The sequence below is a fragment of the Zhengella sedimenti genome (assembly GCF_046506625.1).
In the GTDB taxonomy this organism is placed as follows: domain Bacteria; phylum Pseudomonadota; class Alphaproteobacteria; order Rhizobiales; family Rhizobiaceae; genus Zhengella; species Zhengella sedimenti.
On record NZ_JBKFFP010000005.1, the window covers coordinates 357302 to 381377 of the forward strand.

Annotated in this window: 22 protein-coding genes; 17 read left to right on the top strand and 5 right to left on the bottom strand. The window is 64.4% G+C overall.

Annotated elements, in window-relative coordinates; all coding sequences use genetic code 11:
• Positions 1 to 272 precede the first annotated feature (272 nt).
• Positions 273 to 1496 (bottom strand): cytochrome P450, encoded by a 1224-nt coding sequence (locus tag ACLB6G_RS15640; protein ID WP_410357121.1) that lies wholly within the window; start codon positions 1494 to 1496, stop codon positions 273 to 275.
• A gap of 71 nt (positions 1497 to 1567) precedes the next feature.
• Positions 1568 to 2077 carry a hypothetical protein gene (locus ACLB6G_RS15645; RefSeq protein WP_410357122.1) on the bottom strand — a complete coding sequence of 170 codons (510 nt, stop codon included), beginning with the start codon at positions 2075 to 2077 and terminating at the stop codon, positions 1568 to 1570.
• Between the two features lie 468 nt (positions 2078 to 2545).
• Here ACLB6G_RS15645 and ACLB6G_RS15650 point away from each other — a divergent pair, with 468 nt between their 5' ends.
• The 9 genes from ACLB6G_RS15650 (at position 2546) to arsH (ending at position 12009) form a co-directional block, all read left to right on the top strand.
• Positions 2546 to 3175, top strand: a complete 630-nt coding sequence (locus tag ACLB6G_RS15650; protein ID WP_410357123.1) for an ATP-dependent Clp protease proteolytic subunit — start codon at positions 2546 to 2548, stop codon at positions 3173 to 3175.
• A 267-nt stretch (positions 3176 to 3442) separates the two neighbouring features.
• On the top strand, positions 3443 to 4717 hold the full coding sequence (gene clpX, locus ACLB6G_RS15655) for an ATP-dependent Clp protease ATP-binding subunit ClpX (RefSeq protein WP_410357124.1): 1275 nt from the start codon (positions 3443 to 3445) through the stop codon (positions 4715 to 4717).
• Positions 4718 to 5015: 298 nt separating this feature from the next.
• On the top strand, positions 5016 to 7439 hold the full coding sequence (lon, locus tag ACLB6G_RS15660) for an endopeptidase La (RefSeq protein WP_410357125.1): 2424 nt from the start codon (positions 5016 to 5018) through the stop codon (positions 7437 to 7439).
• Positions 7440 to 7635: 196 nt separating this feature from the next.
• Complete coding sequence (gene hupB, locus ACLB6G_RS15665) at positions 7636 to 7908, top strand: DNA-binding protein HupB (RefSeq protein ID WP_410357126.1); 273 nt, start codon at positions 7636 to 7638, stop codon at positions 7906 to 7908.
• Positions 7909 to 8050: 142 nt separating this feature from the next.
• Positions 8051 to 9763, top strand: coding sequence for an adenine deaminase (ade, locus tag ACLB6G_RS15670; protein ID WP_410357170.1), 1713 nt, complete (start codon positions 8051 to 8053; stop codon positions 9761 to 9763).
• A gap of 248 nt (positions 9764 to 10011) precedes the next feature.
• The gene (locus ACLB6G_RS15675) at positions 10012 to 10344 is read left to right on the top strand and encodes an ArsR/SmtB family transcription factor (protein WP_410357127.1); all 333 of its coding nucleotides are present in this window, start codon (positions 10012 to 10014) and stop codon (positions 10342 to 10344) included.
• Positions 10345 to 10354: 10 nt separating this feature from the next.
• Positions 10355 to 10870 carry an arsenate reductase ArsC gene (locus tag ACLB6G_RS15680; RefSeq protein ID WP_410357128.1) on the top strand — a complete coding sequence of 172 codons (516 nt, stop codon included), beginning with the start codon at positions 10355 to 10357 and terminating at the stop codon, positions 10868 to 10870.
• Positions 10867 to 11277 (top strand): arsenate reductase (glutaredoxin), encoded by a 411-nt coding sequence (gene arsC / locus ACLB6G_RS15685; protein ID WP_410357129.1) that lies wholly within the window; start codon positions 10867 to 10869, stop codon positions 11275 to 11277. The genes ACLB6G_RS15680 and arsC overlap by 4 nt, the downstream gene beginning before the upstream one ends.
• A 15-nt stretch (positions 11278 to 11292) precedes the next feature.
• The gene (gene arsH, locus ACLB6G_RS15690) at positions 11293 to 12009 is read left to right on the top strand and encodes an arsenical resistance protein ArsH (protein ID WP_410357130.1); all 717 of its coding nucleotides are present in this window, start codon (positions 11293 to 11295) and stop codon (positions 12007 to 12009) included.
• Positions 12010 to 12769: 760 nt separating this feature from the next.
• On the opposite strand, the gene ACLB6G_RS15695 is transcribed toward arsH, so the two are convergent.
• Genes ACLB6G_RS15695 through ACLB6G_RS15705 form a run of 3 tightly spaced genes read right to left on the bottom strand, consistent with a single transcriptional unit; the run spans position 12770 to position 15695 of the window.
• Positions 12770 to 13594, bottom strand: a complete 825-nt coding sequence (locus tag ACLB6G_RS15695) for an SDR family NAD(P)-dependent oxidoreductase (protein WP_410357131.1) — start codon at positions 13592 to 13594, stop codon at positions 12770 to 12772.
• The gene (locus tag ACLB6G_RS15700) at positions 13591 to 14568 is read right to left on the bottom strand and encodes an acyl-CoA dehydrogenase family protein (RefSeq protein ID WP_410357132.1); all 978 of its coding nucleotides are present in this window, start codon (positions 14566 to 14568) and stop codon (positions 13591 to 13593) included. The genes ACLB6G_RS15695 and ACLB6G_RS15700 overlap by 4 nt, the downstream gene beginning before the upstream one ends.
• Positions 14565 to 15695, bottom strand: coding sequence for an acyl-CoA dehydrogenase family protein (locus ACLB6G_RS15705; protein ID WP_410357133.1), 1131 nt, complete (start codon positions 15693 to 15695; stop codon positions 14565 to 14567). The genes ACLB6G_RS15700 and ACLB6G_RS15705 overlap by 4 nt, the downstream gene beginning before the upstream one ends.
• Before the next feature lie 230 nt (positions 15696 to 15925).
• On the opposite strand from ACLB6G_RS15705, the gene ACLB6G_RS15710 reads away from it, so the two are divergent.
• From ACLB6G_RS15710 to ACLB6G_RS15745, 8 genes are read left to right on the top strand one after another with little or no spacing between them, the layout of a single operon-like run.
• Positions 15926 to 17077: an acyl-CoA dehydrogenase family protein gene (locus tag ACLB6G_RS15710; protein ID WP_410357134.1), complete on the top strand. Its 1152-nt coding sequence runs from the start codon at positions 15926 to 15928 to the stop codon at positions 17075 to 17077.
• A 3-nt stretch (positions 17078 to 17080) separates the two neighbouring features.
• Positions 17081 to 18001, top strand: a complete 921-nt coding sequence (locus tag ACLB6G_RS15715) for an acyl-CoA dehydrogenase family protein (RefSeq protein WP_410357135.1) — start codon at positions 17081 to 17083, stop codon at positions 17999 to 18001.
• Positions 17998 to 18792: an enoyl-CoA hydratase/isomerase family protein gene (locus ACLB6G_RS15720; RefSeq protein WP_410357136.1), complete on the top strand. Its 795-nt coding sequence runs from the start codon at positions 17998 to 18000 to the stop codon at positions 18790 to 18792. Before ACLB6G_RS15715 ends, ACLB6G_RS15720 begins: the two co-directional genes overlap by 4 nt.
• A complete protein-coding gene (locus ACLB6G_RS15725) occupies positions 18789 to 20423 on the top strand; it encodes an AMP-binding protein (RefSeq protein ID WP_410357137.1) in 1635 nt (544 codons plus the stop codon). The genes ACLB6G_RS15720 and ACLB6G_RS15725 overlap by 4 nt, the downstream gene beginning before the upstream one ends.
• Entirely contained in the window at positions 20420 to 21415 is a 996-nt protein-coding gene (locus tag ACLB6G_RS15730; protein WP_410357138.1) for an NAD(P)H-dependent flavin oxidoreductase, read from the top strand. Before ACLB6G_RS15725 ends, ACLB6G_RS15730 begins: the two co-directional genes overlap by 4 nt.
• 22 nt (positions 21416 to 21437) lie before the next feature.
• Positions 21438 to 22148 (top strand): enoyl-CoA hydratase/isomerase family protein, encoded by a 711-nt coding sequence (locus ACLB6G_RS15735; RefSeq protein ID WP_410357139.1) that lies wholly within the window; start codon positions 21438 to 21440, stop codon positions 22146 to 22148.
• Positions 22145 to 22732, top strand: a complete 588-nt coding sequence (locus ACLB6G_RS15740) for a TRAP transporter small permease (protein WP_410357140.1) — start codon at positions 22145 to 22147, stop codon at positions 22730 to 22732. Before ACLB6G_RS15735 ends, ACLB6G_RS15740 begins: the two co-directional genes overlap by 4 nt.
• Positions 22733 to 22763: 31 nt before the next feature.
• Positions 22764 to 24068, top strand: coding sequence for a TRAP transporter large permease (locus ACLB6G_RS15745; RefSeq protein ID WP_410357141.1), 1305 nt, complete (start codon positions 22764 to 22766; stop codon positions 24066 to 24068).
• The last annotated feature ends 8 nt before the right edge of the window (positions 24069 to 24076 follow it).

Consider the following 24076-nt stretch of genomic DNA (forward strand, 5'->3'; position numbering starts at 1 on the left):
ATAAAGTTCGCCGTTTGCATCAAAAGGTTGAATCGATGCATGACGAATATCAACCATAAAGTGTATTTGTCGATGTAACTGCCGGAAATTGCAGGGATTGGTCCGGTAGCCATTCGCGCATGACCGACCCACCGTCAGGCCTGGGGACGCCATTGGCCGCGTCAGCATTCAACGTTTGCATCAAGGGGTTGAATCATTTTGCGCTGAGAAAAAACCTTAAGTAGCAGAACACGTCGCAACATATTGCCGGGGTTGCGCAAGCCAGTCTTCGGTCAGCCCATCACCAGCCGGTCCAGTCCGTGGAAATGATAGGCGTCGCGATAGCGCGCCGGTTCGGCGAGGCGCAGGTCCGGATGACGGTGGAACAGCACGGCCAGCGCCTCCTTCAATTCCAGCCGCGCAAGCGGTGCGCCGATGCAGAAATGGATGCCGGCGCCGAAAGTGACGTTCTTCTGGTCGCTCCGGCCGGGCCGGAAGGCGTCCGGCGCTTCGAATGCGGCCGGGTCCCTGTTGGCGGCGCCCAGCATCAGGCCCACTTGCCGGCCGGGCTGAAGCGTCACCGGACCGATGTCGACCGGTTCATAGGCATGGCGCGTGAACATGTGCAGCGGCGCATCGAAGCGCAGGCATTCCTCCACGCTTTCGGCCACCTGCTCACCGGCTGCGAAGAATCGCCGCGGATCGCCACCCTGTTCAAGGATCGTGCGGATCGCATTGCCCATCTGGTGGACCGTTGCCTCATGGCCGGCATTGAGCAGCAGGATCACCGAGGTGACGAGTTCGTCCTCCGACAGCTTGTTGCCATGGTCGCGGGCCGCCATGAGAACCGAAAGCAGGTCGTCTCCTTCGCCGGCACGACGCCCTTCGATGAGGCTGCGCAGGAAGCCCGTGAATTCCGCCGCCGCCGCATTGGCGCTGTCCTCGTCCGCGCGCGTGCGGCCATGCATGTACATCGCCACCATGCGGTGCGACCAGGAAACCAGTTGCGGCCCCATCGCGCGCGGCACGCCCAGCATGTCGGCGATGACGGCGACCGGAACCGGCGTTGCGAAACATTCGATGATGTCGTCACCGGGTCGCAGCCCGTCGGCGAGTTCCGCGGCCAGCGCACGGATGGCGGGGCGAAGCCGCTCGACCTGCCGCGAGACGAAGGCCTTGTTGACCAGCGCCCGCAGACGCGTGTGCACCGGCGGTTCGCGCTCGAGCAGCGAATGACGTTCGACCGCGTCGAAGGCGGCCAGATGCGCCCTTTCCGGTCCGCAGGCCATGGGCGGACCCCAGCGGTTTTCGCGTCCGAGCCGCCGGTCGCGCAGCAGGGCGTTGACCTGAGCGTGCCCCGCCACGCACCACAGCCCGTAGTCCTCCCAGAAGAAGACCGGAGCTTCGGCGTGGAGCCGGCGGTAGGCGGCATAGGGGTCCTGCACGAAGACATCGTCGTGCGGGTCGAGATGCAAGCGGTGGCCATCAAGCCGGAAGGAGGGGGGGTGGGCGTTCATGCCCCCTCTTCAAGCCGTTTGCCGCGCGCCTTGAAACGGCTGCTGCGAAAGCGCTGCTGCACAAGCAAGGATCAATGGACGGTCGTTGCGGCGATGGACGCCCTTGCCTTCGCCATGATGAGACCGGTTACCGTGTCGCGGCTGACCGGGGTCAGCCATTGCCCGCAGGCTTTGAGCCGCAGGGCACAGTCCCCAGCCGCGCAAATCAGCGAACCGGCGAGCCTCGGGCAGGCAAGCGCCGTGGCGCAAAGAAAGGCGGTGTCTTCCATCCCGTACTGGAGCGCCGAGACGAGGGCGAGCACCAGCCCTTCATCATGGCAGGCCGGTTCGCCGGAGCCATCATTCACGTTGTCGTGAAATGCAAGCGGGCAGGTGGCGCAGTGACTGAGCGCATGAATGAAACCGGCCAGGCCGTCCGTCACCATGCGCCTGTCTGTCGCGTGCAAGACCAGCGACTGGAGGCCCGGACCTGCTTGCCCGCCGCCGCCTTCATCAGTTGTACCGGCCGCCATCCACGATCGATAGCCTTCGAGCACCAGCCTGTCGCCCGGAAAGCGCTGCGTCATGGCCGGAGGGGTCATCTGCAACGCCTTTCCAGGCGGATACGCTGCGGCGCCGGCAAGCAAGGGTCACGGCGCCAGGCCTTGACGCGTTCGCGCAGACGGGGAAATGCGGTCATGTCCACGGGTCGGTTGCTCCGGAAAAAAGGAAGGGCCTGTGCGGCCCTCCAGAGGGGGAACGGGATGAGGGTAGGATGCAAAAAAACACGAGTAAAGAAGTATAGTTTAAAATCCTTCCAGACTGGCCCTGCCGATCCGTCCCGCCGTTTTCTGCTCACGGCCATTCACGTTAAATTAGCTTTCCCGGACTTTCACTGTGGCATACGGCTTGGCAGGCGCGCTTGCGGCCTGTATTCGCCGTCCCGCTTTGCACCCGCCCTTGCGCCGCGGCGGGCCAAGCCCTTATTTAGGGCGAGAAACGAAGCACATTGATTCATGGCCCCGGGCGTCCGCCCGTCCGGCCCAGCCCGACAAAGGAAGATGATCGCGATGAGGGACCCCGTCGAAACCGCCATGAACCTCGTGCCCATGGTCGTGGAGCAGACCAACCGCGGCGAACGCGCCTATGACATCTTTTCGCGCCTCCTGAAGGAGCGGATCATCTTCATCACCGGCCCCATCGAGGACGGCATGGCGACGCTCGTCTGCGCCCAGCTCCTTTTCCTGGAGGCGGAGAACCCGAAGAAGGAAATCTCCCTCTACATCAATTCGCCGGGCGGCGTCGTGACCTCCGGCATGGCCATCTACGACACGATGCAGTTCATCAAGCCTGCGGTCTCCACGCTGTGCATCGGCCAGGCCGCCTCCATGGGGTCGCTGCTGCTCTGCGCGGGCCACAAGGACATGCGCTTTGCCACGCCGAACGCGCGCATCATGGTGCACCAGCCTTCCGGCGGCTTCTCCGGCCAGGCCTCCGACATCGAGCGCCATGCCCAGGACATCATCAAGCTGAAGCGGCGCCTGAACGAGGTGTATGTCACGCATACGGGCAATGACTACGAGACCGTCGAGAAGACGCTCGACCGCGACCACTTCATGACCGCCGATGAGGCGAAGGGATGGGGTCTCATCGATCGTGTCATCACCAACCGCGAGGCGGTGGAAGGCGCGGGCGCGTAAGCGCCAAGCCCGCCTTACGCGCGGGCCGCCGGCGCGGCACGGGCACAAAGCGAGGCCGGATGCTGGCAATTGCCACCAAACCGCCTACGTTAAGTATATGTTGAAACCGTGGGCATTAGGTTTCATGGTTGATTTGCGGGTCATTGCCGGGTTCCGGATTTTATGTTTGGCTCGCTGGAATGGTGATTCCGGATCGTGGTCTTGCCGTTCCGGTTTGTTGGCGGAATGGGCGGACATCCTGAAGGAACGCTCGGAAGGACAGGTGACATGAGCAAAGTCAGCGGCAACGGCGGCGATTCCAAGAACACGCTTTACTGCTCGTTCTGCGGCAAGAGCCAGCACGAGGTGCGCAAGCTGATCGCCGGGCCGACGGTGTTCATCTGCGATGAATGCGTCGAACTGTGCATGGACATCATCCGCGAGGAGAACAAGTCCTCGATGGTGAAGTCGTCCGAGGGCGTGCCGACGCCGCAGGAAATCCTCGACGTGCTAGACGATTACGTGATCGGCCAGAAGCATGCCAAGCGCGTTCTCTCGGTGGCCGTCCACAATCACTACAAGCGTCTCGCCCACGCCCAGAAGAACCAGGACGTGGAACTGGCCAAGTCCAACATCCTGCTGATCGGGCCCACCGGTTGCGGCAAGACGCTGCTGGCCCAGACGCTGGCGCGAATCATCGACGTTCCCTTCACCATGGCCGACGCCACCACGCTGACCGAGGCGGGCTATGTGGGCGAGGATGTCGAGAACATCATCCTGAAGCTGCTCCAGTCCGCCGACTACAATGTCGAGCGCGCCCAGCGCGGCATTGTCTATATCGACGAGATCGACAAGATCTCGCGCAAGTCGGACAACCCGTCCATCACGCGCGACGTGTCGGGCGAAGGCGTGCAGCAGGCGCTGCTCAAGATCATGGAAGGCACCGTCGCCTCCGTGCCGCCCCAGGGCGGGCGCAAGCATCCCCAGCAGGAATTCCTGCAGGTCGACACCTCCAACATCCTGTTCATCTGTGGCGGCGCGTTCGCCGGCCTGGACAAGATCATTTCCGATCGCGGCCGCAAGACGTCCATCGGTTTCGGCGCCAGCGTCGAGAACCCGGAGGACCGCCGCACCGGCGAACTGTTCCGTCTCGTGGAGCCGGAAGACCTGTTGAAGTTCGGTCTCATCCCCGAATTCGTCGGCCGCCTGCCGGTGCTTGCCACCCTGGAGGACCTCGACGAGGACGCGCTCATCCAGATCCTGTCGGAGCCGAAAAACGCCCTGGTCAAGCAGTATCAGCGCCTGTTCGAAATGGAGAACGTGGAACTGACCTTCCACGAGGACGCGCTGCGCGCCATCGCCCGCAAGGCCATCGACCGCAAGACCGGCGCCCGCGGCCTTCGCTCCATCATGGAGGCCATCCTGCTTGACACCATGTTCGAACTGCCCTCGCTGGAAGGCGTGCAGGAAGTGGTGATTTCCGACGAGGTCGTGGCCGGCAATGCCCGTCCGCTCTACATCTATGCCGAGCGCGAGGAGGCCAAGGGCAAGACCTCTGCCTGATGGCTGTCCAGCCGGCTGGAACGCGGAAGGCGGGCCGGGAAGGTCCGCCTTTTCCTGTGGTTTCGGCCACGAAACGGCAGCGGTCGGCCGTGCATGAATTGGCGCGTGAACCGCGCCGGGTTAGTGTCGGAAACCGTGCGTATGTGCGTTGCCTTGAAAACAGGGCGCGCGTTCTCCACCTAAGTCTCGAGGGCCGGATTTTCCCGGTCTCGATGGACGCAGGAAGCCCGCTGCCACAAATGAAGGGGCGGCTTGGAGCGTTGCAGCAAGGCCCGCAAGGAGCCAGGAAGGAAAAGACATGTCGGAATTGACGCACACCGGGGGTATCGAGGCCGCGAACGGCCGTTATGCCGTCCTGCCGCTGCGCGATATCGTGGTTTTCCCCCACATGATCGTGCCGCTTTTCGTGGGGCGCGAGAAGTCGATCCGTGCGCTTGAGGATGTGATGGGCGGCGACAAGCAGATCCTGCTTGCCACCCAGAAGGACGCCTCCGTTGACGATCCGGGTCCCGACGGGATCTACGACATCGGCACGCTGGCCACCGTTCTCCAGCTTCTGAAATTGCCCGATGGCACCGTGAAGGTGCTGGTGGAAGGCAGTGCCCGCGCCAGGGTGACGGCCTTTACCGGGCGCGAGGATTTCCACGAGGCCGATATCGAACTCCTCGACGAACCGGCCGAGGAAGAGATCGAGCTTGAGGCTCTCGCCCGCTCTGTCGTCGCCGACTTCGAGAACTATGTGAAGCTCAACAAGAAGATTTCGCCGGAGGTGGTGGGCGCCGCCTCGCAGATCGAGGACTTCTCCAAGCTCGCCGACACGGTGGCCTCGCACCTGGCCATCAAGATCAACGAGAAACAGGAGATGCTCGCCACGCTCTCCGTCAAGACGCGCCTCGAAAAGGCGATGGGCTACATGGAGGCGGAAATCTCCGTGCTGCAGGTGGAGAAGCGTATCCGCAGCCGCGTCAAGCGCCAGATGGAGAAGACGCAGCGCGAATACTATCTCAACGAGCAGATGAAGGCGATCCAGAAGGAACTCGGCGAGGGCGAGGACGGCCGCGACGAGGCGTCCGAGCTGGAAGAGCGCATCAACAAGACCAAGTTGTCGAAGGAGGCGCGCGAGAAGGCCCAGGCCGAACTCAAGAAGCTGCGCTCCATGTCGCCCATGTCGGCCGAGGCGACGGTCGTGCGCAACTATCTCGACACGCTGCTTTCGCTGCCCTGGGGCAAGAAGTCCAAGGTCAAGAAGGATCTGAACTACGCCCAGAAGGTTCTGGACGAGGATCATTTCGGCCTCGACAAGGTCAAGGACCGCATCGTCGAGTATCTCGCCGTCCAGTCGCGCCAGAACAAGCTGAAGGGTCCGATCCTGTGCCTCGTCGGCCCGCCCGGCGTCGGCAAGACCTCGCTGGCCAAGTCGATTGCCCGCGCGACGGGTCGCGAATACATCCGCATGGCCCTTGGTGGCGTGCGCGACGAGGCCGAGATCCGCGGCCACCGGCGCACCTATATCGGCTCCATGCCTGGCAAGGTCATGCAGTCGATGAAGAAGGCCGGCAAGGCCAATCCGCTCTTCCTGCTCGACGAGATCGACAAGATGGGCATGGATTTCCGTGGCGACCCGTCATCGGCCCTGCTGGAAGTGCTGGATCCGGAACAGAACTCCCACTTCATGGACCACTACCTGGAAGTGGAATACGACCTGTCGCCGGTCATGTTCATCACCACGGCCAACACGCTCAACATTCCCGGCCCGCTGATGGACCGCATGGAGATCATCCGCATCGCCGGCTACACCGAGGACGAGAAGGTTGAGATCGCCAAGCGGCACCTGCTGCCGAAGGCGGTGCGTGACCACGCGCTCCAGCCGAAGGAGTTCTCCGTCACCGACGAGGCGATCCGCTCCATCATCCGCACCTATACCCGGGAAGCCGGTGTGCGTAACCTCGAGCGCGAACTGATGACGCTGGCCCGCAAGGCCGTGACCACCATCCTCAAGGACAAGGTCAAGTCCGTGGAGGTGACCGACGCCAATATCCATGACTATCTCGGCGTGCCGCGCTACCGCTACGGCCAGGCCGAGGGCGAGGATCAGCTGGGCGTCGTGACCGGGCTGGCCTGGACCGAGGTCGGCGGCGAACTGCTGACGATCGAGGGTGTCATGATGCCCGGCAAGGGCAAGATGACCGTCACTGGCAACCTGCGCGACGTGATGAAGGAATCGATTTCGGCGGCGGCCTCCTATGTCCGCTCGCGGGCCATCGATTTCGGCATCGAACCGCCGCTCTTCGACAAGCGCGACATCCACGTCCACGTGCCGGAAGGTGCCACGCCGAAGGACGGCCCGTCGGCAGGCATCGCCATGATGACGGCCATTGTCTCGGTTCTCACCGGCATTCCGGTGCGAAAGGACGTGGCCATGACAGGCGAGATCACGCTGCGCGGCCGCGTCCTGCCCATCGGCGGTCTCAAGGAAAAACTCCTGGCGGCCCATCGCGGCGGCATCAAGAAGGTGCTGATCCCCGAGGACAACGCCAAGGACCTTCCCGAGATTCCAGACAACGTGAAGGAAGGCCTGGAGATCGTGCCGGTCAGCCGTGCCGGAGAGGTGCTCGAACATGCGCTGGTGCGCATGCCCGAAGCCATCGAATGGGTCGAGCCGGCCGAAGCGCCGCCGTCCAAGACCGAGGATCAGGGTGAACCCGTCGGGATCGCCCACTGAAGTTGGCTGCAAGGCCGATTTGACGAAAAGCCGGGTCCCTGACCCGGTTTTTTGTTTGAGAACCCCAGAAAACCGGGGATTTGCGGCACTGCTTATACGTTTTCTGCTTGTTTGGCGGCCACATCTGCCTAAGGTCCTGCGCAGCCGGTTGAGTCGTATTCCCGGTAGAGGACCACTAACGACAAAGGGACTTTCAATGAACAAGAACGAACTTGTTGCCGCGGTTGCGGAAAAAGCGGGTCTTTCCAAGGCTGACGCGCAGTCGGCGACCGATGCGGTTTTCGATGCCATCACCGCGGAACTGAAGAACGGCGGCGACGTGCGCCTCGTCGGCTTCGGCAATTTCTCCGTATCGCGCCGCGAGGCGACGACGGGCCGCAATCCGCAGACCGGCAAGGCTGTCGAGATTCCGGCACGCAACGTGCCGAAGTTCTCCGCCGGCAAGGGCCTCAAGGACGCTGTCAACTGACGTTCTTCCGTCACGGTCGACCTGAAAACCCGGCACTGCTTGCGCCGGGTTTTTTCTTGCCCGCAGGGAGGAACCTCCATTGCAAGCCTTGCCGCTTTTCGGTCCAATGGCGACGGAGCGGACAGGAAAGGCGGTGCTCGGAATGACGGGTGGTGAACTGGCGAGACGTATCAGGCAGGGGCAGGGCGCTGCCAGGGCCGATCTGGTTCTGAAGGGGGGCCGTCTGTTCGATCTCGTCTCGGGCGAATTGCTGGAGGGCGACATCGCCATCTGCGGCGACATGATCGTCGGCACCTGCGCGTCCTACGAGGGCGAGCGCGAGATCGACATTTCCGGGCGGATCGTCGTGCCCGGCTTCATCGACACCCATCTCCATGTTGAAAGCTCGCTCGTCACGCCCTTCGAATTCGACCGCTGCGTCCTGCCGCGCGGCGTGACGACGGCGATCTGCGATCCCCACGAGATTGCCAATGTCGCCGGCGCCGAGGGCATCCGCTACTTCCTGGAATGCGCCGGGCGCGTGGCCATGGACCTGCGCGTGCAACTGTCAAGCTGCGTGCCCTCCACGGAAATGGAAACGGCCGGTGCGCGGCTGGAGGCCGCCGATCTCGTGCCGTTCATGGATCATCCCAAGGTCATCGGCCTCGCCGAGTTCATGAACTATCCCGGAGTGCTTGCCTGCGATCCCGCCTGCATGGCCAAGTTGGAGGCTTTCGGCGATCGTCACAAGGACGGCCACGCGCCTCTGGTGCGCGGCCTTCCGCTCAATGGCTACCTGGCCGCGGGCATCCGAACCGACCATGAAACGACCACGGCCGCCGAAGCGCTGGAAAAACTGTCCAAGGGCATGCACATCCTCATTCGGGAAGGCTCCGTGTCGAGGGATCTCGATGCGCTGATGCCGGTCATCACGGAGCGGAACTCGCCCTTCATCGCCCTGTGCACCGATGACCGCAATCCGCTCGACATCGCCGAGCACGGCCATCTCGACTACATGATCCGCCACGCGATTGCCTGCGGCGCGCCGCCGCTTGCCGTCTATCGCGCCGCTTCCATCTCGGCCGCCCGCGCCTTCCGCATGCATGACCGGGGGCTGGTCGCGCCCGGCTGGCGGGCCGATCTCGTGGTGCTCGACAGCCTGGAGGGCTGCAACGCGCAGATCGTCCTCTCGGCGGGCCGCCTCGTCGATGATGCCCTGTTTGCCGCGCGCGACAATGTCGAACCGGTCGCCCGCTCGTCGGTCAAGGCGCGGCGCATCGGCGCCGATGATCTTGTCCACCGCGCCAATACGGCCGAAACCCATGTCATCGGCATCGAACCGGGCAAGATCATCACGCAGCATCTGGTCGAGGACATGGTCCCGGACGGCGGCGTGAAGCGGGCCGATCCCGGGCGCGACCTTGCCAAGATCGCGGTGATCGAACGCCATGGAAAGAATGGCAACCGGGCGACGGGTTTCGTGCGCGGCTTCGGCCTGAATCATGGCGCCATAGGTTCCACCATCTGCCACGATCACCACAATATCGCGGTCGTCGGGATCAATGACGGCGACATGGCGCTGGCCGCCAACCGGCTTGGCGAGATCGAGGGCGGTTTCGTCGTGGTGCGTGACGGTCATGTCATGGCGGAAGTGGCGCTGCCCGTCGCCGGCCTGATGAGCCTGAAGCCCTTCGAGGCGGTGCGCGACGAACTCGTCGTGCTTCGCGCGGCTGCCCGCGGCCTTGGCGTGACGCTGGAGGAGCCTTTCCTGCAACTGGCCTTTCTCGCGCTGCCGGTGATCCCGCATCTCAAGATCACCGATCGCGGGATGGTGGATGTCGACCGCTTCGAACTGATCGCCTCGCCGGGCCAATAGGGACATCGCGCGTGATGCAACGCATGGATCGAGCGGATGTGAACAGGCGATCAGAGACCTGTTTGCCGCCGTGCCCCTGACGGGCATTTCCGTGGCCGGGCCGGCTCGGCATGGTTCCGCGAGCCCTCCCGCAGCATGCCACCTCGTACTCCCGGAGACATCAGAGGCCGTATGGCACGTGGTTTTCCCGGTCGCCTCGGCGTGCAGTCGCATCTTGCTTTATCTATTTAATCGAGTATTCTCGATATATGGATATGAATCAGGCCCTCTTCGCCTTCTCCGCCTTGAGCCAGCAGACCCGGCTGGAGGTTTTCCGGCTGCTGATCCGCGCCGGGGCGGGTGGCATGGCTGCCGGCGAGATCGGCGAGGCGTTGGGCGTGCGCCAGAACACCATGTCGACCAACCTGAACATCCTGCTTCGCGCCGGGCTGGTGCGCACCGCCCGCGAAGGCCGGTCCGTTCGCTACTTCGCCGATTTCGAGGGGATCCGGGGCCTGCTCGCCTTCCTGATGGAAGATTGTTGCGGCGGTGCGCCGGAACTCTGCGAGCCTGTTCTGGAAGCCATTGCCTGCGATTGCTGAGGAGAGACCCATGTCCGGCAAGACCTTCAACGTGCTTTTCCTGTGCACCGGCAATTCGGCACGGTCGATCCTTGCCGAAGCCATACTCAACCGCGAGGGGGCAGGCCGGTTCCGGGCCTTCTCCGCCGGCTCCCATCCCAAGGGCGACGTCCATCCCCGGGCCATCAGGCTCCTTGACCAGATGAACCACGACACATCCTTCGCGCGCTCCAAGGACTGGGCGGAATTTGCCGCACCCGGCGCGCCGGTCATGGATTTCGTGTTCACCGTCTGCGACAACGCCGCGAAGGAGGCCTGCCCCGTGTGGCCCGGCCAGCCCATGTCGGCCCATTGGGGCGTGCCCGATCCGGCCGCCGTGGAGGGCACCGAAACCGAAGTCGCGCTGGCCTTCGCCGAAACCTACCGGATGCTGACCCAGCGCATCTCGATATTCTGTTCGCTGCCGCTTTCCAGCATCGACAGGCTGTCGCTGCAGAAACGGCTCGACCAGATCGGAAGGACCACGGCCCCGGAAGAAAACGCATGACGGTCGTCATCCACCACAACCCCGGCTGCGGCACGTCGCGCAACACGCTGGAGATGATCCGCGCCTCGGGCGTGGAACCGGTCGTCATCGAGTATCTGAAGACCGGTTGGACACGGCCGCAATTGCTGGCACTGTTTGCCGGCGCGGGCCTGACGCCGCGCACCGCCCTGCGGGTGAGCAAGTCGCCCGCCGAGGCGCTTGGCCTGACCGGCCCGGACGTGAGCGACGAGACCATCCTGCAGGCGATGCTGGAGCATCCGGTTCTCGTCAACCGGCCCATCGTGGTTTCCCGCAAGGGCATCCGGTTGTGCCGGCCGTCCGAGACGGTGCTTGAGATCCTCGACAACCCCGATATCGGCACCTTCGCCAAGGAAGATGGCGAGATCATCAGGACGAAAGGCGCGTAGGCCGTGACGAATAACATGCTTGAGCACGACCTGCCCAATGTCGATTTCTCGCAGATGCAGCCGGTGGACGCGGCCTGCCTGAAAAGCGCCGATGATCCCGGCCATGCGCCGCGCATCCTGCTGCTCTACGGGTCGCTGAGAACACGGTCCTTCTCCCGCCTCGTGGCGCTGGAGGCCGAACGGTTGCTCAGGTGGCATGGCTGCGAGACCCGCATCTTCGATCCGCGCGGCCTGCCGCTGCCCGATGCCGAGGAGCCCGACCACCCGAAGGTGAAGGAACTGCGTGATCTCGCCACCTGGGCGGAGGGCATGGTGTGGGTGTCGCCCGAGCGCCATGGCGCCATGACCGGCATCATGAAGGCGCAGATCGACTGGATCCCGCTGGCGCTGGGCGCTGTGCGCCCGACGCAGGGCAAGACGCTGGCCGTCATGCAGGTCTGCGGCGGTTCGCAGAGCTTCAATGCCGTCAACCAGATGCGGGTGCTGGGGCGCTGGATGCGCATGGTCACCATTCCCAACCAGTCCTCGGTGGCCAAGGCCTTCATGGAGTTCGACGCCAACGACCGCATGAAGCCGTCGGCCTACTACAACCGCATCGTCGACGTGATCGAGGAACTGGTGAAGTTCACCTGGATGGTGCGCGGCCGCTTGGCCTGTCTCGTCGACCGCTATTCCGAACGGGTGGAAAGCGCGGCCGAACTTTCCAGGCGGGTGAACCAGCGCTCGATATGACCCGGAAGCGGCTTTGCATCACGCCGCCTCGTTGCCATGGCTGGCCTGGAACGTTCGCGCGGCCCGTCCCGAACGCCTGCTCGTCCGGATGCAGGCGCGGAAGGTCCTGGATGGCCACCAAGGCAGGACGGCTGAGTGTCGCGGTTTCATGCGACCTGTTCTTCCCGCACATGGCATCCGGTGTGCAGCAGGAAAAATCGTGATGCACACAATGCGTGCAAGGAGTGATGCGACCTGGAAATCTGCGGCATCCGGCGGGTCGAAACATCTCGGCCTATGCCTTCATCAGGACGCGCCGCAGCAACTGCACCCGTCTGAGCGTCGGGGCGGGATCGAGGCTCAAGAATGGGAAAAACCCCTTTCAAGTCAACCGTTTTCAGCGATATCAAGGGGTTGGGTGGTGGGCGGTGAGAGACTCGAACTCGCTCGTAGTCTTTCCAAGTTATTGAAATAAAAAACTAATAAGTGAACGCTGATCCTCGACTTTGTAGCATTGGAATGGGCAGAAAAATGGGTTGAGGATCGGCTCCGGTAACCTTGGCTGCTGTCGGACGGGTGGCTGTCGCTTGGGGCTTAGAGCAAAATTCAATCCGGGTCATATCCGGTTGCCTCGAAATAGTCCCGGCATTCGTCGGGGTGGCGCGGGATATTCTTTTTTTTTTGAATGTTGCGCTCTGCCTTGAGCTTCGTGCCTTCCTTGGGCAGCCGGGCAAGTCCAATGCCCCGTATCAGGTGGCGGTCACCTATTCAGCGCTGTTGCCTAATCCCTTTGGCGGGGCATTCCCGAGTGCGTCCATTCGACGGCCTTGAGGTCCCGTTCCGCGCTCAAGGCGGCTTCTGTCAGGAACTTTGTCGATGACCAGCCACCGTCGACGGCCAGGACCTGGCCGTTGATCCAGCCGGATTCGGGGGAGGACAGGAACCAGACGGCCTGCGCCACGTCTTCAGGGGTACCCCAGCGGCCGGCCGGCGTCATGTCGTAGTTCATGCGGCGGAAGCCCTCGACCTCCAGACGGTGATAGGTCATAGGCGTCGGGATTACGCCTGGGGCGACAATGTTGGAACGGATTCCGGCGGAGCCATACTGGCAGGCCATGTGCGATGTCAGCCCGTGCAGGCCGGCCTTGGCCGCCGAATAGGCGCCGCCGCGCAAGCCGCCGACAAGGGCGTAGGTGGACGAGATGTTCACGATCGTGGCCTCGTCTCCAAAGACGGTCAGGGCCTCGCGCGCGAAGCGAAACGGGGCACGCAGCATCAGGTTGAGAAAACGGTCCAGCATCGCATCATCGGTGGAATGGACGGGTTCCGGGCTGCCTTCTCCGGCATTGTTGACCAGATGATCGAGCCTTCCAAAGACTTCGATGGCATGGGTCACGGCGCGCTTCGGCGCGTCATCATCCATGATGTCGAGCGCGATGGCGGAAAACGGCGCGCCGGTGTCCTTGCAGGTATCTGCCGCCGCAGCCAGCTTTTCCGGGTCGCGGCCGACCCCGACGACGGCAACGCCTTTGGAGAGGAAAAGCCGCGCGGTCGCGAGGCCGATACCGCTCGATGCTCCGGTGATCAGGGCTACACGCATCATCATTCCTTTCCGGTTGGCGTCAGGGGTGCAGGCAAGGACAGCAGGTCGCTTGCCGGAACGAGCGCGGTCAGCACATGGGCGTGCTTGAGATAGAGATGAGCGTCCGCCTCCGCCGAAAAGCCGATGCCGCCGTGGATCTGGATGCAGAGCCGGGCATTGCGCACAGCGATGCGTGGGGCAAGACGGGCGAGCGCCGCGATCTGGAAGGCTGCGTCGGGGCGCCTGTCACGCAGGGCGATTGCCGCTATGTCGCGCTGCGCCGAGAGCATCTCGATCCCGGTCGCCATGTTGGCACAATGGTGCTTGATTGCCTGGAAGCTGCCAATGCGACGGCCGAACTGTTCCCGGACTCCCGCATAGGATACGGCAAGTTCCAGCGCTCCCCTGGCGACACCCAGAAGCTGCGCCGAAACCAGGAGGGAGGCCAGGGGGACAAGGACGGGGAAGCGTTCGTCCGTCCCGCCGGGCGAAGGCAAACGGGCGCGGCCCAGCGGCTGGCCATGGCCCATCGACGTTTCCGTGACAAGCTCGATGCCGTCCAGGGCAGTCATGCAAATGCCTTCGTCCGATACGATTACGGCATGGGCCGCGCCCTCGGGTTCGAACAGAAGCGCTCCGCGCGGGGTATCGACGCTGGCGCAAACCGCCGTCCGCCCCGCTGCGATCGAAGCAGCAAGGCCGGTTTCGCCCGCCATCAACGCCATCCGAACGGCCAGCGGCGATGCAAGCGAAAACGGGCCGGCTAGGTGACGCCCGATGGCCTCGTGGAGCAAGGCTTCCTCAACAATGGTAAAGCCGGCGCCGCCGTCTTCCTCAGGCAATGCCAGTGTGAACGCACCGAATTCCGCCAGTGCGGTTCCCGGCGCCGCAGCTCGTCCGTCGCGGAACCGCTCGACGGGATAATTTGTTTCAAGCATGGTGTGTGCCGCATCCAGGATGTGGCGTTGATCCTCGCTCAAGGTCAGGTCGAAGCTCATCCCGCTGCCTCCCTCGGCAGGCCGAGGATGCGCTCGGCGATGATGTTGCGCTGGATCTCGGCCGTTCCGCCGGCGATGGTCTCGCTGTAGCTTTCCAGATAGTCGTGGGTCCAGGGACCGTTGACCAAGGCATCCGGGCCAAGAATGTCGATGGCTGCCTGGTGAATGCGTTGTGCCAGTTCCGCGAATACCAGACGCATGAGCGATCCGTCGAAGGGCGTGGCAGGGGGGCGCAAAAGGGTGCGATAGGTCATTGCCCGCAGCGCCGCGGCTTCGGCTCTCAGGTCCGCCAGCCGTTCCGCCGTGGCGCTTCCCTTGACCGCGCCTGCGAGCGCGATCACATCCTCGATCTTCACGGACAGTTCCAGTTGCAGCGCGATGGCGGCGGTGCGCCGTTCGAAGGCCAGCGTCGTCATCGCCACGCTCCAGCCGTCGTTTACCGCGCCGACAACGTCGGAAAGCGGGATGCGCACATTGTCGTAGAAGACCTCGGCGAAATGACTGACGCCGGCCATGTTGCAAATCGGTCTGACCGTGATCCCCGGCAGGCTCATGTCACAGATCGCCCAACTGAGGCCCTTGTGCCGGCGCGAGCCCGGCTCGGTGCGGATCAGAAGTTCCTGATAGTCGGCGATGTCGGCATAGCTCGACCAGATTTTCTGGCCGTTGACGACGAGATGGTCTCCCTCGATGCGGCCAAAGGTCCTCAGCGAAGCGAGGTCGGAGCCGGCGCCCGGCTCGGAAAACCCCTGGCACCAGATGGACCGGCCTTCCAGGATGCGCGGCAGATGAAACGATTTCTGCGCTTCGGTTCCGCAGGCAATCAGTGTCGGACCTGCATGGTTCAAGGCAACGAACGTGCAATCAAGCGCTGACGGCGCGCGGGCACGCACATATTCCTCATACCAGATCAGCAGCCTTTCCGGCGACAGTCCCTGACCGCCATGCGCTTCCGGCCAGGCCAATCCTGACCATCCGGCCTTGTGACAGCGGGCGAGCCAGGCCGTGGCGTAGTCGCGCGATGGCCGCCCTTCGTGCGGCGGCCGTTCTCGAGGGACATTCTCCGCTAGCCATTCGCGCGCCCGGAGCCGGAACGCCTCGTCGCCGGTGTTCGGCTCAAGCCGCATGACACACCCCGTCCCGAATGACTCCGGTATGCGCGAAATCATCCCAATTTATGGAACATCTGTCATTCATATTCCAGTCTCCTCCCTGCTGGAATTGCGAATGTCTCAGTCAGAATAGACCCTCGATCCGCGCTTGCGTCAACAACATCGTGGTTGACAGCTTGGAAATCCCAATTCATCCTCATTTCACGGATTCAAGAAATGTCCCATAATTTGGGAGGATGATGGGCATGGACTTCACCTGGACGGCAGAGGATGCCGCCTACCGGCAGCGTGTGAGATCGTTCCTGGAACGTGAATTGCCGTCCAACTGGCTCGATATCGCACGTCACGGTCCTGGCTCGGCCGAGCAGACTGCGTTCAGCCTCGAGTTCTGCCCCAAGCTTGCCGAGGCGGGGCTGCTGGTGCCGCATTGGCCCAGGGATTGGGGTGGCGCGGAACGGCCGGCCTGGGAGCATTTGATCCTCGGGGAGGAGATGTGGCGGGCTGGCGAGCCGCGCGGGGCGCAGTACATGAACGTCAACTGGATCGGCCCGGTCCTGATGCGCTTCGGAACGGAAGCGCAGAAGCAGCGATACATTCCCGAAATGGCCCAGGGCAAGGCGATCTGGTGCCAGGGGTTTTCCGAACCGGACGCCGGATCGGACCTTGCGGCGCTGCGCACCCGGGCCGTGCGCGACGGCGACCACTATGTCATCAATGGCCAGAAGATCTGGACATCCTATGCGGCCCATGCGCGACATTGCTTCCTGCTGGCCCAGACCGGCGGCGCGGAAGGCGGACGGTCCGGTATCGCGATCTTCCTTGTGCCGATGGAGACCCCCGGCATCGAGGTGCGGGCCATCCCGAGCCTGATCGGGCATGGCGACATACACGAGGTTTTCTTCACCGACGTTCGGGTGCCCGCTTCGACGCGGCTTGGTGGCGAGGGTGAGGGCTGGTCCATCATCACCTATGCGCTGGCCAACGAGCGGGTGGGCATTCCGCGCTACGAGATGGGTGCGGCCGAGGTAGATCGCATGGTCGGCCTGCTGAAGGAAAGGGGGCGCTTCTGCGATTCCGTGGTGCGGATGCGTGCCGCCGAAGCCGCCGCGGCCTGCGAAGCTGCCCGCCTCCTCGTCTACAAGGTCGTTGACCAGCGCGCTCGCGGCGCGGCGCCGGGCAATGAGGCGAACCTGGCGCGCTACGCCGTGGTGACGGCGGAACATCTCGTTACCGATTTCGGCATGGATTTCCTGCCCGACACGTTTTCCGGCGGCGAGCATGCGTCGTTCCTGTCGCATCACGAACGCGCAATCGTTACCGGCATCGCCGCCGGGGCGGCCGAAATCCAGCTCAACCTGGTCGCCCGGCGTGAATTGAACCTTCCGAAGGAGCCATGATCCGTGCGCCTCGAATTCAACGAAGATCAGACGACCTTTCTGACCTTCCTCGGCCTGATGCTCGATTCTCCCGATGCCGGCTTCCGCACAGTCGCCGATTGGGGCCGTTTCGAGTACGGGGCCGCGCTGGATGCTCGGCTGGCAGAGAACGGATTTTTCGAAGCCGCGGCGGAGAAGGAGCTAGGCGCCGTCGCCGCCGCAACCATGATCCACGAGATCGCGCAATCGCCCGTCACGCTGGAATGTGCGGCATCCGCCTTGCTGCGCCCCTTTCTCGGCAATGACTTGCCGCGGCCTGTCGCCGTCGTGGTCGATGACGCTCCCGGTGCGGTGCGTTTTCTTCCTGTCGCCCGCACACTGGTCTCGATCAACCAGGCCGGTGTTCGGATCGCGCAGCCTGAGGCGGACGCCGTTGAGGCGGTCGAAAGTCTCTATGCCTATCCGATGGGCCGGATCGACATGAAGGCCCAGGACTGGGTCCTGGCCACCCTCGATCCGGTACGGGCAAGGGTGCTGTGGCAGGTTGCCGTCGCTGCCGAGCTTGCCGGAACGCTGAAGGGGGCCCTGAAATCCGTTCTCGCCCATGTGCGCGACAGGCACCAGTTCGGGCGGCCAATCGGCAGCTTCCAGGCCGTTCAGCATCGGCTCGCGATCAACGGGATCGAGATCGAGGCGGCGCGCATGCAGATGCTGAAGGCCGCGCAGACCCAGTTGCCGCATGATTCCTGCCTGGCGCTTGGCTATGCCCAGGGACTGGCCCGGCGCGCCATCTACGATTTTCACCAGTTCATGGGCGCCATGGGCCTGACCCTGGAGCATCCTCTGCATCGCTGGACCTACAGGGCGCGGCTTCTGCGGGCCGAAATGGGTGGGCCGTCCGAGGCCTATGGACGCTATGCGACGCAACGATGGGGTGCCGCATGAGCACCTTGCCCCGCTTTGAAACCCTTCTCCTGGAACGCTCCGGCCGCCGGCTGACCATCACCATGAACCGGCCGGAGGTGCTGAACGCGTTCGGCGCCGTCATGCATCGCGAGATCGTTGCCGCGCTGGCTTTCGCGCAGACGGACGAGACGTCGGACATTGTCATCGTCACCGGGGCGGGGCGCGCCTTCTCTGCGGGCGGCGATATCGTTCGCATGCAGGAATTCACCACCGATCCGGGCCTGTTCGATGTCGAGGCCGCCGATGCCAAACGGCTCGTCTTCACCCTGCTGGACATCGACAAGCCGGTGATCGCGCGGGTCAACGGACCGGCAGTCGGGCTTGGCGCGACCATCGCGCTGCTCTGCGACGTCGCCATTGCGGCGGATACGGCGCGGATCGGCGATCCGCACGTCTCCATCGGGCTTGTGGCCGGTGACGGCGGCGCGGTCATCTGGCCGGCCCTCGTCGGGTTCCATCGGGCCAAGGAATATCTGATGACAGGCGAAATCCTGAGCGCGGCGAAGGCTGGCGAAATCGGCCTTTATAACCATGTGGTCGCGCCGGCCGCACTGGACGGCGCCATCGATGACTTCTGCGGCCGGCTCGAGGCGGGGGCCATGCAGGCGATCCGCCTGACAAAGGTGACGATCAACATCGAACTGAAGCGCATCGCGCACGCGCTCATGGACCCGGGCATTGCCTACGAGGCGCTGACGGTGCGCAGCGAGGAACACCGCAAGCGGGTCGAAGCCTTCGCCCGCCGTGCGAGCGGGAAGGGGCCGTCATGAACGCGCCGGCCGATCTCCTGGGGCCACGGCTCGCCGACCTGGCATCGGCAGGGCGTCACCGCGCGGAGCCTAGGCCAGGTCTCGGCGAGATTGCACTTGCGCTGACGACCGAAGATCCGGACCGGGTGGTGGTCAGCGACAGCACGCGCAGCTTGACACGGGCCGAAATGGTCGCCATGGCCCGGCGGCTCGGCGGGGCACTCGCGGCGCGGGGGATCATGCCCGGCGCCGCCATTGCCTTCCAGCTTCCGAACTGGTGGGAGGCGACGGTCGTCAACATGGCCGCCGCGCTGTTCGGCTACCGCATCGTGCCACTCCTGCCGATCTACCGGTCAGCGGAACTGGGCGCGATCCTGCCGGCCTGTGGCGTGGCGGCGATCTTCACCCCCGGTGCTGATGCCCGGGTGGACTATCCCGCGATGGTGGCAGGACTTGAGACCCCGCCGAACCTCATCGTGACCGTGCGCGGCGATCCCGGCGCAGCGGCTGCGTTCGAACGCCTGCTCGATCACCCGCCGGGCGAAACGGTGCTGCCCGCGCCGACCGATGCCAAGATGATCATCTTCACCTCGGGCAGCACGGGGACGCCGAAGGGCGTCATCCACACGCACGCGTCCATGGATGCGGTCGTCCGGCGCACTGCCGAGTTCTGGACCCTTGGCGAAACGGACGTGATGTACGTGCCGTCACCCATCGGGCATATCGGTGGATCGATCTATGCCTTCGAATTTCCGTGGATCACTGGCTGCAGGACGGTTCTCGACGATATCTGGGACCCGGACCGGGCGGTGTCGCGAATCCTCGAAGACGGCGCGACGTTCATGGCCGGTGCCACGCCCTTCCTGCGCGGTTTGCTCGATGCTGCGGCGGCCCGGGCTACCTCGTTGCCGGGATTGCGCCGTTTCATCTGCGGCGGAGCCAGCGTTCCGCCGGAATTGATCCACAGGGCGCTGGATGCGCTGCCCGGCACGATCGTCTCGCGGGCCTACGGTTCGACGGAAGTTCCGCTGGCCTGCCCCGGCGTCCGCAATCGCGAGGAGGCCAAGGCCCACGCGGATACCGACGGCCGGATGGCGCTCGACCTGCAGATCCTGGACGCGGCCGGCCGGCCGGTGGTCGAAGGCGAGGATGGGGAGATCGCGGTGCGCGGCCCGCAGATGTTCATCGGCTATCTCGACCCCGGCCACGAGGCTGGCTGCTTTACCGACGACGGTCATTTCCTGATGGGCGATCGCGGCCGGATCGTCGATGGCGACTATATCGTCGTGACGGGCCGGACCAAGGACATCATCATCCGCAAGGGCGAGAACATCAGCCCGCTGGAGATCGAGAACGCGCTTCTGCGCCATCCCGATATCGCCCATGTCGCGATTGTCGGCGCGCCGGACGCCGAGCGCGGCGAAATCGCGGTTGCCTTCGTCGTGCCGGCGCCAGGCGCCACCGTCACGCTCGCTTCGATGAGCGCGTTTCTCGAAGCGGCCGGTTTCGCGCGGCAGAAATTTCCCGAACGGCTCGAAATCGTCGGCAGCCTGCCAACCAATACCGTCGGCAAGGTGCAGAAACCGGAACTGCGCCGCATCGCCGCCGGACTGGCGGCGGCCGATGCCGTCCGGAACGGAGGCCCGCATTGACCGGTTTTGAAACCCTCTTCGGCGGAACGCGCCTGCCCCTGATCTGCGCCCCGATGTTCCTGGTGACCTATCCGAACCTTGTGCTCGCGGCTTGCAAAGTCAATGTGGCAGCGGCCTGCGCGTCGGCGTCGGCGCGCACGGCGGAGGAATACGCCGACTGGCTGGACCTGCTGGAGGCGGAGCTTGCGCAGTTCCACAAGGAAACCGGCAAGCCGACTGGACCCTGGGCCGCCAATATCAGCCTGCGTTCGGGCAAGTCCGGGGCCGGCCAGCGGTTCGAGAAGGAGGTTGCGATCTGCCGCGACCGGAAGGTGCCGCTTCTCATCACCATCAACGGCGCGCCCGACGAGATCGTCCAGGAGGTGCATGGCTGGGGCGGCATGATCTTCCATGACGTGACTTCGATCCGTCATGCGGAGAAGGCGGCGAAGGCAGGCGTCGACGGCATGATCCTGATCTGTTCGGGCGGTGGCGGCCATTCCGGGCGGATGAACCCGTTCGTGTTCGTGGAGGCCGTGCGCGGGTTCTTCGACGGCGTGATCGTGCTGGCCGGCGGGATCGGAACCGGAGCGCAGATGCGCGCGGCGCGGCACCTGGGCGCCGATCTCGTCTACATGGGCACGCGTTTCATCGCCACGCGGGAGGCCGGCGCAACGGACGCCTACAAGGACATCATCGTGCAGTCGCGGGCCGATGAACTGGTCTTCACGCCGTTCTTCACGCACGGCATCCCGGCCAACATGCTGGCCCGGTCCATCGCGCGGGCCGGATACGATCCGCGCGCCCTTCCGGTCCACGGGGCCGAACCGGTGCGTCCGGACGTGAAACCCTGGCGGGACGTCTGGGCCGCGGGGCAGGGGATCGAACTGATCCGGGACATCCCGACGGTCGCCGGCCTGATCGACAGGCTGGAGGAAGAATACCGGGCGGAGCCACGGCTGACGACGCGCGGACGTGGCGCCGGAACGGGCGCGCGGGCGGCGTTGCCATGATGGCGGACGAGGGAGGCATGCGATGAGCCGGATGATCCTGCGGGAAGACCACGGTGCGGTGACGGTGCTCACGCTGAACCGTCCGGATAAGCTGAACGCGCTGTCGCCGGCGCTCTTTGCCGACCTGCGCGAGGAACTCGAACGGATCGAGGCGGATGCGGCGGTTCGCTGCGTCATCCTCAAGGGCGCGGGTCGCTCCTTCTGCGCAGGCGCCGACATCGACCTGCTGAATGCCGGTTTCGTAACGGAAGACCCGGACTTCCGGTCAAAGACGGTCGAGTACCTGGGCAATATCCGGCCCATCCTGATCGCTGCCGTGCACAATCACTGCTACACGGGCGGGCTTGAACTGGCGCTTGCCGCCGACGTGATCGTCGCGGCGAGCAATGCGCGGTTCCGCGACACGCATGCGCAACTGGGCATCGTGCCGCGATGGGGACTTTCGGCGCGCCTTCCTCGGCGCGTGGGCCTTGCCGCCGCGCGGCGCATATCCATGACCTGCGAGATCGTGACGGCCGATGAGGCGCTGCGGATCGGCCTGTGCGATTATTTCGTGGAACCCGGCGACCTCGAGAGCTTCGCCCTGGACCTGGCGCAGCGCGCGGCGGCGAGCGACCCGGCGGCGGTGGCCGGGCTGCGGCGGCTTTACGAGGCGGGGTCCGCGATGGCGCTGGCCGACGCGCTAGTCTTCGAACGCGGTTTCAGTTCCACGCCGCCGGCGAGGGCGTCATGACCGGGCCGGATGAAAACATGGGCCAGGACGGCGGCGGCACCGACATGCTGATGCGGATCGCCGACATGGCAAGCTGGGTACTCATGACGATTGGTGGCCTGGCGATAATTGTGCTGATGCTGCACATCACCGCCGACGTGGCAGGCAAGTACTTCTTCAACCAGCCGATCATCGGGACGCTGGAAATCGTCTCGCGCTACTACATGGTGGCCTGCGTCTTCCTGCCGCTCGCCTTCGTGCAGATACGTCGCCAGCACCTGACGGTGGAGATGTTCACCATGGGGCTGTCAAAGCGCCGGCTGGCGGGACTGGACGGTGTGGTGTCCATCGCCGGACTGGCCTATGTCGGACTGCTCACATGGCTGGTCCTCGACCAGGCCGCGGCCGCGACGCGCGACCGGGAAATCCTCAGCCTGTCCTTCTTCGACCTGCCAGCCTGGCCGTCACGCTGGATCCTGCCGCTGTCGTTCGGGCTGTTCGCCTTCGTGCTGGCAATCCAAGCATGGATCGACCTGCGTTACGCGCTGACGGGCCGGGGCCATCCGACCATCGAACGCAAGACTGCGGCGGGAGGCATCGAATGACGCCCGCGACCACCGGAAATGGAGACAGACCGTGTCGGGATTGACCATCTCCCTGATTTCGATCGCGGTGCTGTTCGGGCTGCTTGCCCTGCGGGTGCCGATCGCGATCGCGCTTGGCGGCATCTCGCTGGTCGGGCTCAGCCTGATCCGTGGGCCGCAGGCCGCACTCGGCGTCTTCGGAAGCCTGCCGATGGAGTTCGGCGCGAGCTGGTCGCTGACAACGATCCCGATGTTCCTGCTGATGGGATCGGTTGCCTATCACAGCGGCATGACGGCAAGCCTGTTTTCCGCTGCGCGCCTCTGGCTCGGCAATCTTCCCGGCGGACTGGCGGTCGCCACCAACTTCGCTTCCGCCGGTTTCGCCGCGGCCTCCGGGTCCAGCCTCGCCACCTCGGCGGCCATGGGGCGGCTGGCCATTCCGGAAATGCTGAAGGCGAAATACGAGCCGGGTCTGGCGACGGGTTGCGTGGCGGCCGCCGGCACGCTCGGCGCCCTGATCCCGCCATCGATCATGTTCGTGATCTACGGGTGGTACACCCAGACCTCCATCGGCGAACTGCTGATCGCCGGCATCGTTCCCGGCCTTCTGACAGCCGCCATCTATTCCGGAATGATCATCATCCGCTGCCACTTCAACCCCGCGCTGGCGCCGAAGCTCAATATCGAGACGGACTGGCCGGCGCGCTTCCGGGTGCTGCTCAGCGTCTGGCCGATCCCGCTGCTCGTCTTCTTCGTCGCCGGATCGATCTTCGGCGGGTTCGCCACCGCGACCGAGGCCGGGGCCATCGGCGCGTTCTTCGCCTTCGCCATCGCTTTCGCGCGCGGCAACATGACCCGCGAGGTCTTCCGCAACAGCGTCGTGGAGGCGCTTTCCAGCACGGCCAGCATCTTCTTCGTCGCCATCAGCGCGCTCTTGTTCACGCGGTTCCTCGCCTTCGCGGGCCTGCCGATCTTCCTGGCCAAGCAGGTCTCGCTGCTAGGTCTCGACCCGCTGGTGCTGATCCTCGGGATCTCGGTCATCTACCTGGTGTTGGGCATGTTTCTCGATCCGCTGGGCGTGCTGCTTCTGACGCTACCCGTCGTCTATCCGATCATGAAGAGCGTCGGGATGGACCCGCTGTGGATGGGCGTGATCCTGGTGAAATACCTGGAGATCGGCATGATCACGCCGCCGGTGGGGCTCAACGTCTATGTCGTGAACAGCGTGGTGGGAAAACTCGTCCCGCTGACGACGATCTTCCGGGGCGTCACGTGGTTCCTGGCGGCGGAGGTCGTCATCATGGCCCTGCTGATCGCCTTCCCCGCCATCTCGACATTCCTGCCGTACATGATGTGAGGACGCCA